This window comes from Mesorhizobium sp. INR15, from assembly GCF_015500075.1.
Lineage (GTDB): Bacteria > Pseudomonadota > Alphaproteobacteria > Rhizobiales > Rhizobiaceae > Mesorhizobium.
In genome coordinates this window covers 966199-981047 of the sequence record NZ_CP045496.1, presented here as the reverse complement: position 1 = coordinate 981047, position 14849 = coordinate 966199, and the positions used below count along the sequence as shown (strand labels likewise).

At 61.3% G+C, this 14849-nt stretch carries 11 protein-coding genes; 8 read left to right on the top strand and 3 right to left on the bottom strand.

From position 1 onward, the window contains the following. Positions 1-274 precede the first annotated feature (274 nt). The 3 genes from GA829_RS04595 to GA829_RS04585 all read left to right on the top strand — a co-directional run bounded on the left by GA829_RS04595 (position 275) and on the right by GA829_RS04585 (position 3918). The gene (locus GA829_RS04595) at positions 275-955 is read left to right on the top strand and encodes an isochorismatase family protein (RefSeq protein WP_195177377.1); all 681 of its coding nucleotides are present in this window, start codon (positions 275-277) and stop codon (positions 953-955) included. A gap of 15 nt (positions 956-970) precedes the next feature. Then, positions 971-1933, top strand: a complete 963-nt coding sequence (locus GA829_RS04590) for an alpha/beta hydrolase (RefSeq protein ID WP_195177376.1) — start codon at positions 971-973, stop codon at positions 1931-1933. Positions 1934-2277: 344 nt separating this feature from the next. Beyond that, positions 2278-3918 (top strand): ABC transporter substrate-binding protein, encoded by a 1641-nt coding sequence (locus GA829_RS04585; protein ID WP_195177375.1) that lies wholly within the window; start codon positions 2278-2280, stop codon positions 3916-3918. A 393-nt stretch (positions 3919-4311) separates the two neighbouring features. Here GA829_RS04585 and GA829_RS04580 read toward each other — a convergent pair whose 3' ends face one another. Both GA829_RS04580 and GA829_RS04575 read right to left on the bottom strand, forming a co-directional pair. Beyond that, positions 4312-4827, bottom strand: coding sequence for a hypothetical protein (locus GA829_RS04580; RefSeq protein ID WP_195177374.1), 516 nt, complete (start codon positions 4825-4827; stop codon positions 4312-4314). A 211-nt stretch (positions 4828-5038) separates the two neighbouring features. Further along, on the bottom strand, positions 5039-5554 hold the full coding sequence (locus GA829_RS04575) for a hypothetical protein (RefSeq protein ID WP_195177373.1): 516 nt from the start codon (positions 5552-5554) through the stop codon (positions 5039-5041). A gap of 657 nt (positions 5555-6211) precedes the next feature. On the opposite strand from GA829_RS04575, the gene GA829_RS04570 reads away from it, so the two are divergent. Beyond that, positions 6212-8650 carry an N-6 DNA methylase gene (locus GA829_RS04570; protein WP_195177372.1) on the top strand — a complete coding sequence of 813 codons (2439 nt, stop codon included), beginning with the start codon at positions 6212-6214 and terminating at the stop codon, positions 8648-8650. A gap of 711 nt (positions 8651-9361) precedes the next feature. On the opposite strand, the gene lepA is transcribed toward GA829_RS04570, so the two are convergent. Continuing rightward, on the bottom strand, positions 9362-11167 hold the full coding sequence (lepA, locus tag GA829_RS04565) for a translation elongation factor 4 (protein ID WP_195177371.1): 1806 nt from the start codon (positions 11165-11167) through the stop codon (positions 9362-9364). 210 nt (positions 11168-11377) lie between these two features. On the opposite strand from lepA, the gene GA829_RS04560 reads away from it, so the two are divergent. The 4 genes from GA829_RS04560 to msrA all read left to right on the top strand — a co-directional run bounded on the left by GA829_RS04560 (position 11378) and on the right by msrA (position 14687). After that, the gene (locus tag GA829_RS04560) at positions 11378-12436 is read left to right on the top strand and encodes a TadE/TadG family type IV pilus assembly protein (RefSeq protein ID WP_195177370.1); all 1059 of its coding nucleotides are present in this window, start codon (positions 11378-11380) and stop codon (positions 12434-12436) included. A 176-nt stretch (positions 12437-12612) separates the two neighbouring features. Further along, a complete protein-coding gene (locus GA829_RS04555) occupies positions 12613-13317 on the top strand; it encodes a DUF1223 domain-containing protein (RefSeq protein ID WP_195177369.1) in 705 nt (234 codons plus the stop codon). A 114-nt stretch (positions 13318-13431) separates the two neighbouring features. After that, positions 13432-13770 carry a hypothetical protein gene (locus GA829_RS04550; RefSeq protein ID WP_195177368.1) on the top strand — a complete coding sequence of 113 codons (339 nt, stop codon included), beginning with the start codon at positions 13432-13434 and terminating at the stop codon, positions 13768-13770. A gap of 185 nt (positions 13771-13955) precedes the next feature. Next, the gene (gene msrA / locus GA829_RS04545; protein ID WP_195177367.1) at positions 13956-14687 is read left to right on the top strand and encodes a peptide-methionine (S)-S-oxide reductase MsrA; all 732 of its coding nucleotides are present in this window, start codon (positions 13956-13958) and stop codon (positions 14685-14687) included. Positions 14688-14849 lie beyond the last annotated feature (162 nt).

Genomic DNA, 14849 nt, shown 5'->3' with positions numbered 1-14849 from the left:
CCGCCCATCGCTTCGTCATCCTAGGGCGGAGCAAGGAGCGCAGCGACGCGGCGCAGACCCTAGGATCCATGCCGCGACATCAGTGCGCCGCAACGGTACAAGTTCTGCTCCGCGGCACTAGCCGATCGAGGTCACGGCATGGATCCCAGGGTCTCCGCGACGCCGCTGCGCGGCTGCTTCGCCCTGGGATGACGACGTTGGAGACGCCTCGGCCAATCACCACGGCTTGCGCTAGCACCCGGAGAGAAACGGCGTTGGCCGGAAAACCTTCCGCATGAAAACCCCCATTTCCATCAAGCGTGGCACCGTGGCTGCCGTCTTCATCGACCTGCAGGAGGAGCACCGGCAGGACAGGCGCTACCTCGTCGAGGGTTTCGAAAAAATCCTCGCCAACGTGCAGCGCCTGCAGGCGGCGGCGCGCGGGAACCATGTGCCGCTTTACCACTGGGCTTATATCGTCGATCTCGACAAGCAGGACCGGCCGTTTCATCCGGTCGGTGACGACGGCAAGTCGGCCTTCTCCGACAAGAGCGATCCGCTGACGGAGATCTGTCACGAGGTGGCGCCGTCCAAGGGCGAGGCGCTGCTGGTCAAGGCCGAGGCCAGCGCCTTCCGCACCGGTGCGGCCGCCCGCGACCTGAAATCCGCCGGCATCGAATGGCTGGTCATGTCGGGCGTGTGGACAGAGGCCTGCATCGATGCCTCGGTGAAGGACGCCGTGGCCAAGGGCTTTCGCGTGCTGCTGGTCAAGGATGCCTGCGGCAGCGGCAGCGCCGCCATGCACCAGACCGGCATTCTCAACCTCGCCAACCGGCTCTATGGCGGCGCGGTCACCGACACCGGCGGCGCCTGCCGGTTGCTGGCCGGGGAGACGGTCAGCGTCTGGCAGGTCGAAGGCTCGGTGCCGCTGCGCTTCACCTTCGACAACGCGGCCAGCCTCTACGCCGACCTCTGATCCCGGATGGCAGCGATGAGCCGGGGCAAATACGAAACGCTGCTCGACCCCGCCCTGTGGGCCTATATCGACGCGGTCAACGCCTGGTATCCGCCCGAGATCACCGGCCTGCCGATCGACAGACAGCGCGCGGTCTATGACAAGATGTGCCGCGCCTTTCATCCTGGCCGCCCGCCAGGCGTCAGGGCCAGCGACGGCCTGATCGCCGCGCAAAGCCATGGCATTCCGGTGCGGCACTACCAGCCGGCGGGCAAGGCCGCGCGCGCCATGGTGCTCTACTTCCACGGCGGCGGCTTCATCCTCGGCAACCTCGACAGCCATGACGACATCTGCGCCGAACTCTGCGACGGCACCGGTTTCGATGTTCTGTCGGTCGATTATCGGCTGGCGCCGGAGCATCCGCACCCCGCCGCCTTCGACGATGCGGTGACGGCCTTCGAATGGGCGGCGGCGATGTCGGACCTGCCGCTCGTGCTGTGCGGCGAAAGCGCCGGCGGCAACCTGGCGGCGGCGGTAGCGCGGGCAACACGCCGGCATCCGCGCACCGCGATCGGCCAGTTGCTGATCTATCCTGAACTTGGCGGGCCTGAACTTGGCGGGAATGAGCGCGCCGGTTCTTATATCGAGCACGCAGACGCGCCGCTGCTGTCGGTGCACGACATCGCTTTCTATCGCGATGTCCGCTCGGCCAAGCAGCAATCACCAGACGACCCGACATTCGCCCCGCTGCGCGCCGGCGATTTCTCCGCCTTGCCGCCAACGGTGATCATCACGGCTGAATGCGACCCGCTGTCGTCGGACGGCGCGGCCTACCGCGACCGTATTGTTGGCGCCGGCGGCCAGGCGTTCTGGCGCGAGGAACCACGCCTCGTGCACAGCTTCCTGCGCGCCCGCACCACGGTGCCAAGGGCGGCGGAGGCGTTCGCGGGGATTGTCTCGGCGGTCGCGGCGCTGGGCCGGGGTGAGTGGCCGTATTGAGGGCGCTGACAGCGCGGCTCTAATCTCCCCCCTTGAGGGGGAGATGTCGCCGAAGGCGACAGAGGGGGTCGGCCCGACGGGACGCGACGTCCTACCTTCAAAAAGATGACGCCGGCGCTCTACGCCGGGCGACCCCCTCTGCCCTGCCGGGCATCTCCCCCTCAAGGGGGGAGACTAGCTCCGCGCCGTTGCCTGCGGAGCAGCGCACAAGAACTGCGGATTCCCGAACACTCCCCCGCGTCACCCCACCCTATCATCACCCCTCAGGCAATGGCGCTCCGGCGGTCGCATCCGCCCCTCGTTCAAACCGATCCGCCGGGGCGCCCAACAAAGAGGGAACGACGATGAAATTCATGCTGACCGACAGAAAATTGCATCCGCAAGCCAAGCCGATTGCCGACGATTTCAGGAAGGGCGGCCTCAACCGCCGCGAATATCTCGCCATGATGGCCGGCTTCGGCGTAAGTGCCGCCGGCGCGCTGGCGCTGGGCGGGCTCACGTCCAGCCCTGCCCGCGCCGAGGAACCGAAGCGCGGCGGCACCTTGCGCGTTGCCATGAACGTCAAGGGCTTCAAGGACCCGCGCACCTTCGACGGCGTCGAAATGTCCAACATCGCGCGCCACTGCAACGAATATCTGGTGCGCTGGAACACCGACTTCTCCTTCGAGCCCTGGCTGCTCGAAAGCTGGGAGCCGAGCGACGACGCGAAAACCCTGACGCTGCATGTACGCAAGGGCATTTCCTGGTCGAACGGCGATGTCTTCAACGCCGATGATGTCATCCACAACCTCACCCGCTGGTGCGACGCATCGGTGGCCGGCAACTCGGTCGCCGCGCGCATGGGCGCGCTGGTCAATGCCGACACCAAGAAGGTCGTCGACGGCGGCATCCAGAAGGTCGACGACTTCACCATCAAGCTGAACTTGCCGAAACCCGACATTTCGCTGATCGCCGGCATGGCCGATTATCCCGCGCTGATCATGCACCGCTCCTACGAGGGCGACGGCGACCCCATGAAGGCGCTGGCCATCACCACCGGCCCCTGCGAACTGGTCAAGTGGGATGCCGAGACGGGCGCGCAGGTGAAGCGCAAGGACAAGCCGTGGTGGAAGGGCGACTTCCATCTCGACGGCATTTCCTGGGTCGACTACGGCTCCGACCCCAACGCCATGCTGTCGGCCTTCGAATCCGGCGAGATCGACACTGACCACGAAACCGCCTCCGACGCGGTGTCGCAGACCGACAAGATGGGGCTGCAAAATTCCGAGATCGCCACCGGCTCCACCATCGTCGCCCGCTTCAATGTCGCCAACGCGCCCTATGGCGACGTCAAGGTGCGCCGCGCGGTGCAGCTCGCCGTCGACAATTCGGCGGTGCTGAAGCTCGGCCTCGACGGGCGCGGAAAACCTGCCGACAACCACCATGTCGGCCCCATGCATCCCGAATATGCCGATATCGGCCCGGCCAAACGCGACGTGGACGCGGCCAAGAAACTGCTCGCGGAGGCCGGCAAATCAGACCATGAATTCGAGCTGATCTCCGTCGATGTCGAATGGCAGAAGAACACCGGCGACGCGATATCAGCGCAGATGCGCGAGGCCGGCCTCAAGATCAAGCGCACCGTGCTGCCGGCGGCGACCTTCTGGAACGACTGGAGCAAATACCCCTTCTCCTGCACCGAGTGGCTCGGCCGGCCGCTCGGCGTCCAGGTGCTGGCGCTGGCCTATAAATCCGGCGCCGCCTGGAACGAGAGCGCCTACGCCAATCCGGAGTTCGACACCTTGCTCGACAAGGCGCTGGCCACGCCAGACGCCAAGGCGCGCAAGGAGATCATGGCCAAGATCGAACAGACCCTGCGCGACAGCGGCATCATCATCCAACCCTACTGGCGCTCGGTCTACCGCACCTACCGCAAAGGCGTACACGGTTGCGAACAGCACCAGGCGCTGGAGCAGCATTTTGAGAAGGTTTGGATTGAAAGCTGAGCCTTCGCATCCTGGGTTCCTCGCCCCCATGGAAGTGGGGGTCCGAAGGACGGGCGAGACATGCGGCTCGCCCCGGCACGGTGGCTCGACGAAGCCGGGACGGATCGGGGGACGCCTCCGCGAAACCAAACGGCGGTGGAGACTCCTCCAACAGGCGCCGCGCCGCCCCTCATTGCCCTGCCGGGCATTTCTCCCCGTATAGGGACGGGGAGAAAGTCGCTGGCCGTAACGCGGCGTCATCCCTGCAACGCTGGCAATTGGTGAAGGCGGCGAAGACAGCACCCCTCTCCCCGTCCCTATACGGGGAGAGGATGCCGGCAGGCAGGTGAGGGGCAGCGCCAACGCTTGGAATTTGAGGCGTGGGAAATGCATCAACGGCCTGCAAAGTGCCCCCTACCGCCCCACCTTCACGTCAGGCGCCAACCTCCGTATCGCCGCCATCATGTCCCCTTCGGAAATATCCAGGGACGACATCTCCATATGCACGCTATGCCCGCCGCCCGGCAGCATCAGGTTCAGCGCATTGGCGTTGGAATATTTGATCGCCTCGGGCAGTTCCCCGGTCAGCTCGAAATTCACCAGCGTCGGCCCGCCATGGTTGCCATGAACGATCCCGGCGCTGCGCACCGTGTCCCAGGGCACGAGCACATCGCCGCCGCGCTTGTCGCGGAACCCCTTGGCATCCAGCGTCACCTGAACGCCACCATCGAACCCGCTGCTCGCCTTGAACAGCCCCCAGCCAACGCAGCCGACCGCGAACAATCCCAGCAAGAACACCGGCCCGCGCGACCCGCCCGACGACAAGCCCCGCAGCAGCAGCACCCCGGCCACCGCCGCGCCGATGAAGGGCGCGATGATCGCGAAGGTGTTGCTGGACGCGCTGTTGCGGATTTCGACGGGGGTGGACATGGGGCGGGAGTGAAGCGGAAAGGAGGAGCCAAGTCGAGAGGGTGCAGCGCTCTCTTCCCTTCTCCCCTTGTGGGAGAAGGTGTCGCCAAAGGCGACGGATGAGGGGTGCTCCAGAAAACACCAGCGCCTCACTCAGCTGGAACACCCCTCAACCGTCTCGGCGCTTCGCGCCGATCCACCTTCTCCCACAGGGGGAGAAGGGAAGCACGCGTCACCGCGCCGGCTTCACCAACGTCCAGATCCAGCCCACGAAAGTCAGCACCAGGAACGGATAGCCAGCGGCGGGCAGGGGCGACGAGGTCGGCAGCAAGGGCGCCCCCCACAGCACCATACCCACCGACACGATGAACAGCGCGGCGGCCACGAAAGCGGTGAGCCGCATCCACAGCGCAAAAGTGGAGGGCATGCTGACCATGATCAGCGCCGCCGCCCAAAGCGAGATGCCGCCGACATAGGAGGGCACGCTGGCCTCAAGCCCCGCCGCATTGCCGGCCAGCAGCAGGCTTTCGCCGGCAAGGAAGGTCAAAAACCCGGCCGCGACGCAATCATTGCCCAGCCGCTGGTATTTCATGGTGAGCAAAGCCGTCGCCACCACGAGCGCGACGCCGTCGATCGCCCATAGGGATTCGCGCAGCGGAGCGCTGGCGACGAAGGTGCCGGCAAGGCCGAAGATGCCGCCGATGGCGAGGCCGATTGCGGCGGTGGAGTCCAGAAGATTGGTGCGCATTTGAAATTTCCCCCTAAAAACTCGGCAGTGACCATCTGCCCCCCAGGTTCTCCAGAAGTTATGTTGTGACAATAGGCTGTGCAGATGGATCATGGCCCAAAGAGCTAAATGGGGGAACTATCCCAGTGCAAAAGGGCAACACTCTTGTACGTTTGCCGGCACCAGCAGAAGAGTGCCTTGGCCCTTTAGAAGGGGTATGCTACCATTCATCATGTCGTATGTTCAAGCTACGCAAGCTTCTGTGATCACCGGGGTGACAGAAAACCAGTTGAAGGAATGGTGCCTTCGGAGAAATCTGCTACCCCCTGATGTGTTGCCTCAAGGGCGAGGACACAATGCTCTGTTCAGTTGGCGAACATTGGTAGCGCTGCGTCTTTTGGCTGATCTGCACCGACGCTTTGGTGGAACAGTGACACATTGGGGACCAGTGCTGTCCGTGTGGCGTGAACATTTGAACGATGTCTCATTCCACTCCCTTTACGGGCAATACGCCGTTTATGACGGTCGTAGGATGACCGTTGCTACCAAGCCCTCGGTATCGCTTGATGCTTGTTTAGCTCTTAGGCTCGATGAGCATTTGGATGCGATTTCTCGGGGGATGCAATCAAGCTCAAGGGAGAAGCAACTCCCATTGCTTCCTCCAATGTTGGTAAAACGATGACCGATTCAATTTCAGTGGATTGGGGCCGCCGCTTCGGCCTAGCGTGCTCTCCTTTATTTGAAGCCGGCGAGATAGAGCGGCCCAATCTGCACGCCGCCCTGCTTGACGGAGGAAATGGGAGCTTCATTCTTTCGCAATCGCCGGCCCGACTCGATCCCAAGATGATAGCGTCATGGGCGTGGTCGGCGTCGATGCCAAATCACGTGACGCTGATGCCCGATGAGGTGCTTGTAACGCGGTGGGATAATCCACACGGCAACGATCGCTTTAGCCTTAAGAGTGTAACCAACAAGCTGGACGCTTTTTACGACTTTTTATCGACACCCAAATACTCGGGCCGTCGCGATGTGGTCACGACTCTTGTCGATCTCTTTAGGTCAGTGCGCGGCGAAGTTGAAGCTGCCGGAGCTCCTGACGAAGCTTCAGTATCTGAATACTTGGATATCTTGGCGACCTTTGTAGCGTCCGAACGAGGCCAAGGACAAGCGCACCAAGACTTTCTAACGCAATGGGCGAATGCCCGTGACCCTAACGCTTTGGTGCAGGTAATTAACAACGCTCGCCGAGAACGATTAGAGGTTGGCTTCAAAAGCCAAATTGAGGCCCTGACCGCTCTCGACCTGTCGGTGTCGTTGGCCGTAAGGCATGCTGCGAGTGCTATATTCCAAGAGGCCCATTTTGCGTTTCAAAGCTCAGCTCAGTCAGACCTCTTCGGTTATCAACCCAGCAGCGCATCAAAACAAGTTTCACGAGGCGCGCACCATTTCACGCCACCCTCACTAGCGCGGACCATTGTTGAGCAAGCCCTTACGGCACTTTCCGATGTAGCAGGTCGGAAGCTGTTAACGGTCTGCGATCCTGCATGCGGATCGGGAGTCTTCCTAACCGAAACGGCTAGGGCGCTACGACGGCTAGGTTACAAAGGCCGGTTAAGGCTGATAGGTCGCGATCTTTCGCCTGCGGCTGTTCAAATGGCTAGGTTCGCCCTTCATGCGACGCGTTCCGACTGGGCGCCAGAAGGCGGAATAGAAATCGACGTTCAAACCGCCGATTCACTGGAGGCCGGGGCGATACCTCCCGCTGATCTAATTCTTATGAACCCGCCGTTTTTGGCATGGCCAATGATGTCGGATCTGCAGAAAACGAAGGTTTCTGAGCTTTTAGGATCAACTAGCAATTTTCGACCAGATATTTCTATGGTGTTTGTTACTCAGGCCCTTAGTGCGATCAGTAAGGGCGGCGTTGTTGCAAGCCTCCTTCCATCAAGTATCCTCACTCTAGAATCAGGCAGACAATGGAGGACAGAGCTTCTCGACCAATCTCGGTTGGCTTTTCTTGGATCGTTTGGTGAGTATGGTCTGTTTGTTCATGCGCTAGTGTCGGTTGCGGCAATTATTCTTGTTTCGGGCGACTTCCAGCAGAACGGCATTGCTCTACGATCCGGCAATAAAGCAAAGGCAACAGGTGAGGCGTTACGCGCGCTGCGCAAGCTTAACGGCCCCCTAATCGCGGGGTTTAGCGGGGACGCTTGGCGGATTTCTCCATTAGATCAACGCACGTTCGCGAAATCTGATGGGTGGAAAGTTCTTCCCGCGCCTGTTGAGACCGCTCTACGAAGGCTGGAAGAGCTTGGCATCCCGGTCGTTGAGGACCTTTTCGACGTACGACAAGGTCTATTAACCGGTAAGAACGATGTTTTTATTTTGAGCGCTGCACAACGACTGGAACTTCCTACCAAAGAGCGTAAATTTTTCCGGCCGGGTACATTCCGTGATTCGATACTAAACGCTAGAGCGTATGAGAAGTATTTTGTGTTCTTTCCCTACACAAGTTCTGGCTTGGCATTCAAGGATGAGGCCGAACTCCAAGCCCATGTTCCAAATTATTTCGGCGATTATCTCTTACCCCACAGAGAAGATCTCGAAAAAAGATCGGGCGTCGGATCCGACGGCAAGCCTTGGTGGGCACTTTCACGATACTACAAATGGGTTCAGAGAGGCGAATCTCGAATCATTACCAAATATTTTGGTTCAATTGGTGACTTTGTTTTTGATGAGAGCGCGAACTTCGTGCCGCTTCATGGGTATGCTTGGTTCAGAAAAGGTACAGATCGCAGCCATGGCAACTTCGCGCACAAATCGCTGATGAAGGGATATTGTGCTCTGTTTAATACGCGAGCGTTCTCACGCCTGTTGAAAGTCTATTCAGACCAAGTTGCTGGGGGGCAATCTAACCTGAGTGCGCGCTTCACACGCAAAATACCACTTCCAGATTTAAGCTCTGTTCAGCACATAGGCCTTATTGATCAGTTGGCGTCTATGTTGGATGCCGATGATGTCGTTTCCAACTCATGGCTCTATCGGGCCGACAAGTTGGCTGCGCAAGCTTGGGGGGCCGAGTTGGTCGCAGCTCTTGTGGAAATGGACGATGCCTGAGCCTTTCACGGCGTCTCACGGACAATTGGGGCCGCATTGGACTCGGCTCACCAGTGACGTAAAGACCAAGATAGCTGCCCGTGCTTCCGCTTCGCAGCTTGTGGCTAGTGCCGTAGAAGACAAATACATTGTAAGTTTTGTAGGACGAGAAGTTCGACGCGCCGGCAGACTCCGAGGCGAACCCATCGCTGTTGTTCCCTTTCGGATGATAGGGAAGGATTGGGAGGCTTGGATCGGTTACCGGGAAGTTTGGACTCGTAATACGAGTTCGAGGAGATTGGCGTTTTCTTCGGCCGATTTGACAGCTTATTTCACGCTAGTTGGAATAGAAGCATTTGAGCAAGTGCTGCGCGCCGAGTGGACAGGCCTTGTACAGAGTTCAGACGGTTGGTTTTTTCGTCCAGAGAACGCCGGCCATCCTCACTGGCAAATCGACGTGGCCGAGGCACTACAGCAGGATGTCGATTATATATCGGCAAGGCAACTTCTCGAAGAGACGGCTCCGCCGCGCGAATTCGGTGAGCCTGCACCCTCCAAACCATCTTCGCCACCTTGGTTCCAACTTAGTAGATTACATTTGGCGAGTGGAATGAGACCATGGGTGGATTTGGACATTGCGCACGGGCCGCTTGGCTTAGAGTCCATAAGAAGCTGGGTAGTTGAAACGCTAGGGCTTCTACACGCTGAATTTGAAAGACTTTAGTATTTCCCTCAATCGCCCATCTTAAGCGCCTGAATAAACGCCTCCTGGGGAATATCCACCTTCCCAAATTGCCGCATCCGCTTCTTGCCCTCTTTCTGCTTGTCCAGCAGCTTGCGTTTGCGTGAGACGTCGCCGCCGTAGCACTTCGCGGTCACGTCCTTGCGCAGCGCCGAGATGGTTTCGCGGGCGATGACCTTGCCGCCGATGGCGGCCTGAATCGGGATCTTGAACAGGTGGTGCGGGATCAGCTCTTTCAGCTTCTCGACCATCTGGCGGCCGCGCTTTTCGGCCGCCGTGCGGTGAACCAGCATCGACAGCGCGTCGACGGGCTCCTCGTTGACCAGGATCGACATTTTCACAAGGTCGCCTTCCTTGTAGTCGGTCAGGTGGTAGTCGAAGGAGGCGTAGCCCTTGGAGATTGATTTCAGGCGGTCATAAAAGTCGAAGACCACTTCGTTGAGCGGCAGGTCGTAGGTCAGCATGGCGCGTTTGCCGACATAGGACAGGTCGGCCTGGACGCCGCGCCGGTCCTGGCAGAGCTTCAGGATGCCGCCGAGATAGTCGTCCGGCGTCAGGATGGTGGCGCGGATCCATGGTTCCTCGATGGCCGAGATCTTCACCACGTCGGGCATGTCGGCCGGGTTGTGCAATTCCTTCATCGAGCCGTCATTGAGCAGCAGCCGGTAGACGACGGACGGTGCGGTGGCGATCAGGTCGAGGTTGAACTCGCGCTCCAGCCGCTCCTGGATGATTTCGAGATGCAAGAGGCCAAGGAAGCCGCAGCGGTAGCCGAAGCCGAGCGCGGCGGAGGTTTCCATTTCATAGGAGAAGGATGCGTCGTTGAGGCGCAGCTTGCCGACGGCGGCGCGCAGGTCCTCGAAATCGGCGGCGTCGACCGGGAACAGGCCGCAGAACACCACCGGCTGCGCCGGCTTGAAGCCGGTCAGCGCATGCGCGGTCTGGCGCTTGTCCTCGGTGATCGTGTCGCCGACGCGGGTGTCGGCCACTTCCTTGATCGCGCCGGTGAAGAAGCCGAACTCGCCTGGGCCAAGCTCGTCGACATTGATGCGGGCGGGCGTGAACACGCCGGTGCGCTCGACAAGGTATTTGGCGCCGGTGCCCATCATGCGGATGGTCTGGCCCTTTTTCAAAACGCCGTCGATGATGCGGACCAGAACGATGACGCCGAGATAGGCGTCGTACCAGCTATCGACCAGCATCGCCTTCAACGGCGCCGCTGCATCGCCCTCGCGCGGCGGTGGCAACTGATGGACGATTGCTTCCAGCACATCGGGAATGCCAAGGCCGGTCTTTGCCGAGATCAGCACGGCGTTGGAGGCGTCGATGCCGATGACTTCCTCGACCTGCTCGCGGATGCGCTCTGGCTCGGCGGCCGGCAGGTCGACCTTGTTCAGCACCACGACGATGTCGTGATTGTTGTCGATCGCCTGGTAGACATTGGCCAGCGTCTGCGCCTCGACGCCCTGGGAAGCGTCGACGACCAGCAGCGAGCCTTCGCAGGCGGCCAGCGAACGCGACACTTCATAGGCGAAGTCGACGTGCCCGGGCGTATCGATCAGGTTGAGGATATAGTCCTCGCCATTGTTGGCGCGGTACTTTAGCCGCACCGTCTGCGCCTTGATGGTGATGCCGCGCTCGCGCTCGATATCCATCGAGTCCAGCACCTGTTCCTTCATGTCGCGCAGTTCCAGCCCGCCCGTCAGCTGGATCAGGCGGTCGGCAAGCGTGGATTTGCCATGGTCGATATGCGCGACGATGGAGAAATTGCGGATGTGGTCGAGGGGCGTGCTCATGCGCGCGCTTTAGCAGGGGTGCAAACCCGGGGCAAGCGGTGCGGCGCAAGGGCCGCCCAGCCAATCACAAAGCGGTGAGCGGGGCCGGCAGGCGGCGAATCGCGGCGCGGACGCGCGATGTCCTTAAACTTTGATCCATCCCTTTAGCGCATAGTTGCCGTTTGGTGCGCTAAATTAGCGAACCATAACGCGTTTTGGGGGTAAAAAGAGATGCTGAGGTTTGGACGCGATTTCGTTCGCGCCGTGGGCGGTTCGTTCACGCCGGTCCTGGTCATCGCCATCATACCGCTGGTCACCGTCATCGGCTTCTCGGTCGATTACACCTCAGCCGTCACCGAGAAATCGAACATGCAGGCAGCGCTCGACGCCGCGATCCTGTCTATCACCACGCTGCCAATCGATGCGACCTTGGGGGACCGGCAGCAGAAACTGCAGGATTCCTTCGCCGCCAACAGCGGCGATGGCGCAGCCACGCTGAACAGCTTCACCGTCGCCGCCGATGGCAGTGCCGACGCCAAGGCCGTGGCCAGCTTCGCCATGCCGACGAATTTCATGCAGATCGCCAGGATCAACTCGGTGCAGGTTGGCGTGGCATCGTCGGTTCGCAAGATGCCGGCCCTGGTCCAGGCTACGTTCAAGGTCAACAAGGTGTCGGGTTACTGGGCCAAGACCATGACGCTCTACGGCACGAAATTCGGCGCCACCGTGGCCAAGCCGATGATGACCATCACCTATGCCTATAATGGCTATGGCGACCCAAAAGGCTATGGCACGACCACGGTCAGCACCATCACCAACTCGGGCGGCGCCGATATCACCACCGTCGTGCAGAAGCAGGTGTGCACGACCGGCACGGCCAAGTCCCTCAAGAGCCTGCCTACCGGATCGGTCATCCAGACGGATGCTTATGGCACGATGTATTCCTGTGCCGACACGATGTATCCCGCCAATGGCACCGGTGCGGTGATCGACGTCAGCCAGATGGGTGGCCTCTACCTGCAGATGGACGTTCCGTCGGGCTCGCCAAAAGTCCTGAAATCGAACGACCCGCTGACATCGAACCGGCTTTACATCGGCGATGTCGAGGTTGCCTCCGGCACGCCGGTCGACATCTTCACCGCCGTGCCATGCGGCCAGAACAGCACGCAGGCCTGGGAAGACGGCGGCAACGCCGTGCCGGCGCCGGTCGCCAATGCCGACTTCTTCTACACCGTGACCGGCAAATGCGCCTTCAACCAGCGGCCATCGGAAACGGTGCTGACGCAGTAATTTGGCGATCTCCCCCACAAGGAGGGAGATTGGCTGTCGCGACGGCTTTCGCAAATCTCGCGCGGTGCGAACGCCCGCCGATCACAAACCGGTGAGCGTGTAACGAAGCATCCAGCGGCAACGAAGTGGGGACATGAGCGGCTCGTTCGAGGCGCCGCCACCCACGGAGAAAGCCGATGTCGGGATCACAGCGCAGCAAACTCATCGCATTGTCCAGCCTGGGCGCTCTCGCGCTCGCGGCGTCAATCGGCGTGGCCGCCGCCCAGCCGCTCACCGTGGTCGAGCTGTTCACCAGCCAGGGCTGTTCGTCCTGCCCGCCGGCCAACGCCAATCTGATCAAGGTCAAGGACCAGTCCGGCGTGCTGGCGCTGTCCTTCAACGTCACCTACTGGGATTATCTCGGCTGGAAGGACACGTTCGGCAAACAGGAATTCACCCAGCGCCAGGTCAGCTACGAATCCGGGCTTGGCCATGACGGCCCGTTCACGCCGCAAGTGGTGGTCAACGGCCATGCCGATGTCGTCGGTGCCGCGCCCGGCGAAATCCAGAGCCTGATTTCACGCAGCGGCCATACCAAAGGCCCGTCGTTGTCGCTCGATGGCGGCAAGATCAATATCGGCGCCGGCACGGCGCCCGGCGGCAAGGCCGATGTCTGGCTGGTTCGCTACCAGCGCGGCGTCGTCCAGGTGCCGGTGGCGCGCGGTGAAAACACTGGCCGCACCTTGCCGCATGCCAATGTCGTGCATTCGCTGAAGAAGCTCGGCAGCTGGACCGGTGAAGCGACAGCGCTGAACCTGCCGGCGGGCGCCGGTGGCTTCGCCACCGCTGTACTGGTGCAGTCGCCGGGCGGCGGGCCGATCCTGGCCGCGGCCACCAACTAGGGTTCACCCCCGACAGATCCGCGCAACGCCGCATGAGCGGCGCCGCACGATACCGGCCGCCGGATGCGCGCGCCGCCAGACCACCAACCCCCAAGACCCACCAAGGAGACTTCCATGACCAACTTTACCCGCCTGACGCTGCCGGCGCTCGCCTTTGCCCTGTGCTCGACGGCGCTGTTTGCCGGCGGCATCGCCCGCGCCGACGATGCGGCCAACGCCATGAAGCCGGCGGCTGACGCGATGAAGCCCGCGGCCGACGCGATGAAACCGGCAGCCGATGCCATGAAGCCGGCCGATCCGATGGCCACCAACTCCATGAAACCCGCCGCTGACGCGATGAAGCCCGCCGCGGATGCGATGAAACCAGCGGCGGACGCCATGAAGCCGGCAACCGATGCGATGAAGCCGGCTGACGCGATGGGGGCGACCGATGCCACGGCTCCGGCCAACTAGGCCTCGGTAGGTTCCCGGCCGTCCCTGGCCATGGCCATTCCCTGTCCAGGTCAGGGGCGGTCCTTTCGACCGCGGCCATGCGTCGGGCGCACGCGAATGTGAGCCTCCGCGGCAACTCGTGCATCGCGCGGCCGTATCTTCTCCCATAAACTCCCCAACATGATGGAAGCGACAGGAGTGCAACCATGACCGATATCAGGAATTCGAAACGCTCGACCGGTTTTGCCAAGGGCGCGCTCGCGGCACTTGTCCTGGCCGCGGCCGGCGCCGCTTTCTGGCAGACACCGGCCATCTCGGCTGAAGACGCCGTGACCATCCCGGCGCCGGCAATGGATGAGAAGGCGGCCAGCGGCACCGAAAAGGCGATCTTCGCCGGCGGCTGCTTCTGGGGCGTGCAGGGCGTGTTCCAGCACGTCAAGGGCGTCAGCAAGGCCGTCTCCGGCTACACCGGCGGCGCCAAGGGCGATGCCGTCTATGAGACGGTCGGCACTGGCCGCACCGGTCACGCCGAGTCGGTCGAGATCACCTACGATGCGTCGAAGGTGACCTATGGCCAGCTGCTGCAGGTCTATTTCTCGGTCGCCCACAACCCGACCGAGTTGAATTTCCAGGGTCCCGACAGCGGCACCCAGTATCGCTCGACCATCTTTGCCGAGAACGATGCGCAAAAGAAGATCGCGCAGAGCTACATCGCCCAGCTCGACCAGGCCAAGGTGTTCGGCAAGCCGATCGTCACCACTCTGGAAACCGGCAAGACCTTCTACGCCGCCGAGGATTATCATCAGGATTTCCTGACGCTGAACCCGACCTATCCCTACATCGCCTACAATGACCTGCCCAAGGTGGCGAACCTCAAGCAGATGTTCCCCAAGCTTTACAGCGCCAAGCCGGTGCTGGTGCTTTCGGCCAGCAACTAATGCATGTCGCGCAAAAGTGACCCCGGTTTTGCGATAACGACATGCATCAAGCAACGACCTAAGGCGCGGCGCATGAACCCGTTTCAACGCGACGCGCTTTAGACGTGAGTATTTGCGCGGGGAGCCAAAAAGCTCCCCGCGCGCCAGGACCAGCCAGCATCC

Bases quoted from the DNA above. Each gene is read 5' to 3' on its own strand.
- GA829_RS04595 (WP_195177377.1), top strand. From the start codon at position 275: ATGAAAACCCCCATTTCCATCAAGCGTGGCACCGTGGCTGCCGTCTTC.
- GA829_RS04590 (WP_195177376.1), top strand. From the start codon at position 971: ATGAGCCGGGGCAAATACGAAACGCTGCTCGACCCCGCCCTGTGGGCC.
- GA829_RS04585 (WP_195177375.1), top strand. From the start codon at position 2,278: ATGAAATTCATGCTGACCGACAGAAAATTGCATCCGCAAGCCAAGCCG.
- GA829_RS04580 (WP_195177374.1), bottom strand. From the start codon at position 4,827: ATGTCCACCCCCGTCGAAATCCGCAACAGCGCGTCCAGCAACACCTTC.
- GA829_RS04575 (WP_195177373.1), bottom strand. From the start codon at position 5,554: ATGCGCACCAATCTTCTGGACTCCACCGCCGCAATCGGCCTCGCCATC.
- GA829_RS04570 (WP_195177372.1), top strand. From the start codon at position 6,212: ATGACCGATTCAATTTCAGTGGATTGGGGCCGCCGCTTCGGCCTAGCG.
- lepA (WP_195177371.1), bottom strand. From the start codon at position 11,167: ATGAGCACGCCCCTCGACCACATCCGCAATTTCTCCATCGTCGCGCAT.
- GA829_RS04560 (WP_195177370.1), top strand. From the start codon at position 11,378: ATGCTGAGGTTTGGACGCGATTTCGTTCGCGCCGTGGGCGGTTCGTTC.
- GA829_RS04555 (WP_195177369.1), top strand. From the start codon at position 12,613: ATGTCGGGATCACAGCGCAGCAAACTCATCGCATTGTCCAGCCTGGGC.
- GA829_RS04550 (WP_195177368.1), top strand. From the start codon at position 13,432: ATGACCAACTTTACCCGCCTGACGCTGCCGGCGCTCGCCTTTGCCCTG.
- msrA (WP_195177367.1), top strand. From the start codon at position 13,956: ATGACCGATATCAGGAATTCGAAACGCTCGACCGGTTTTGCCAAGGGC.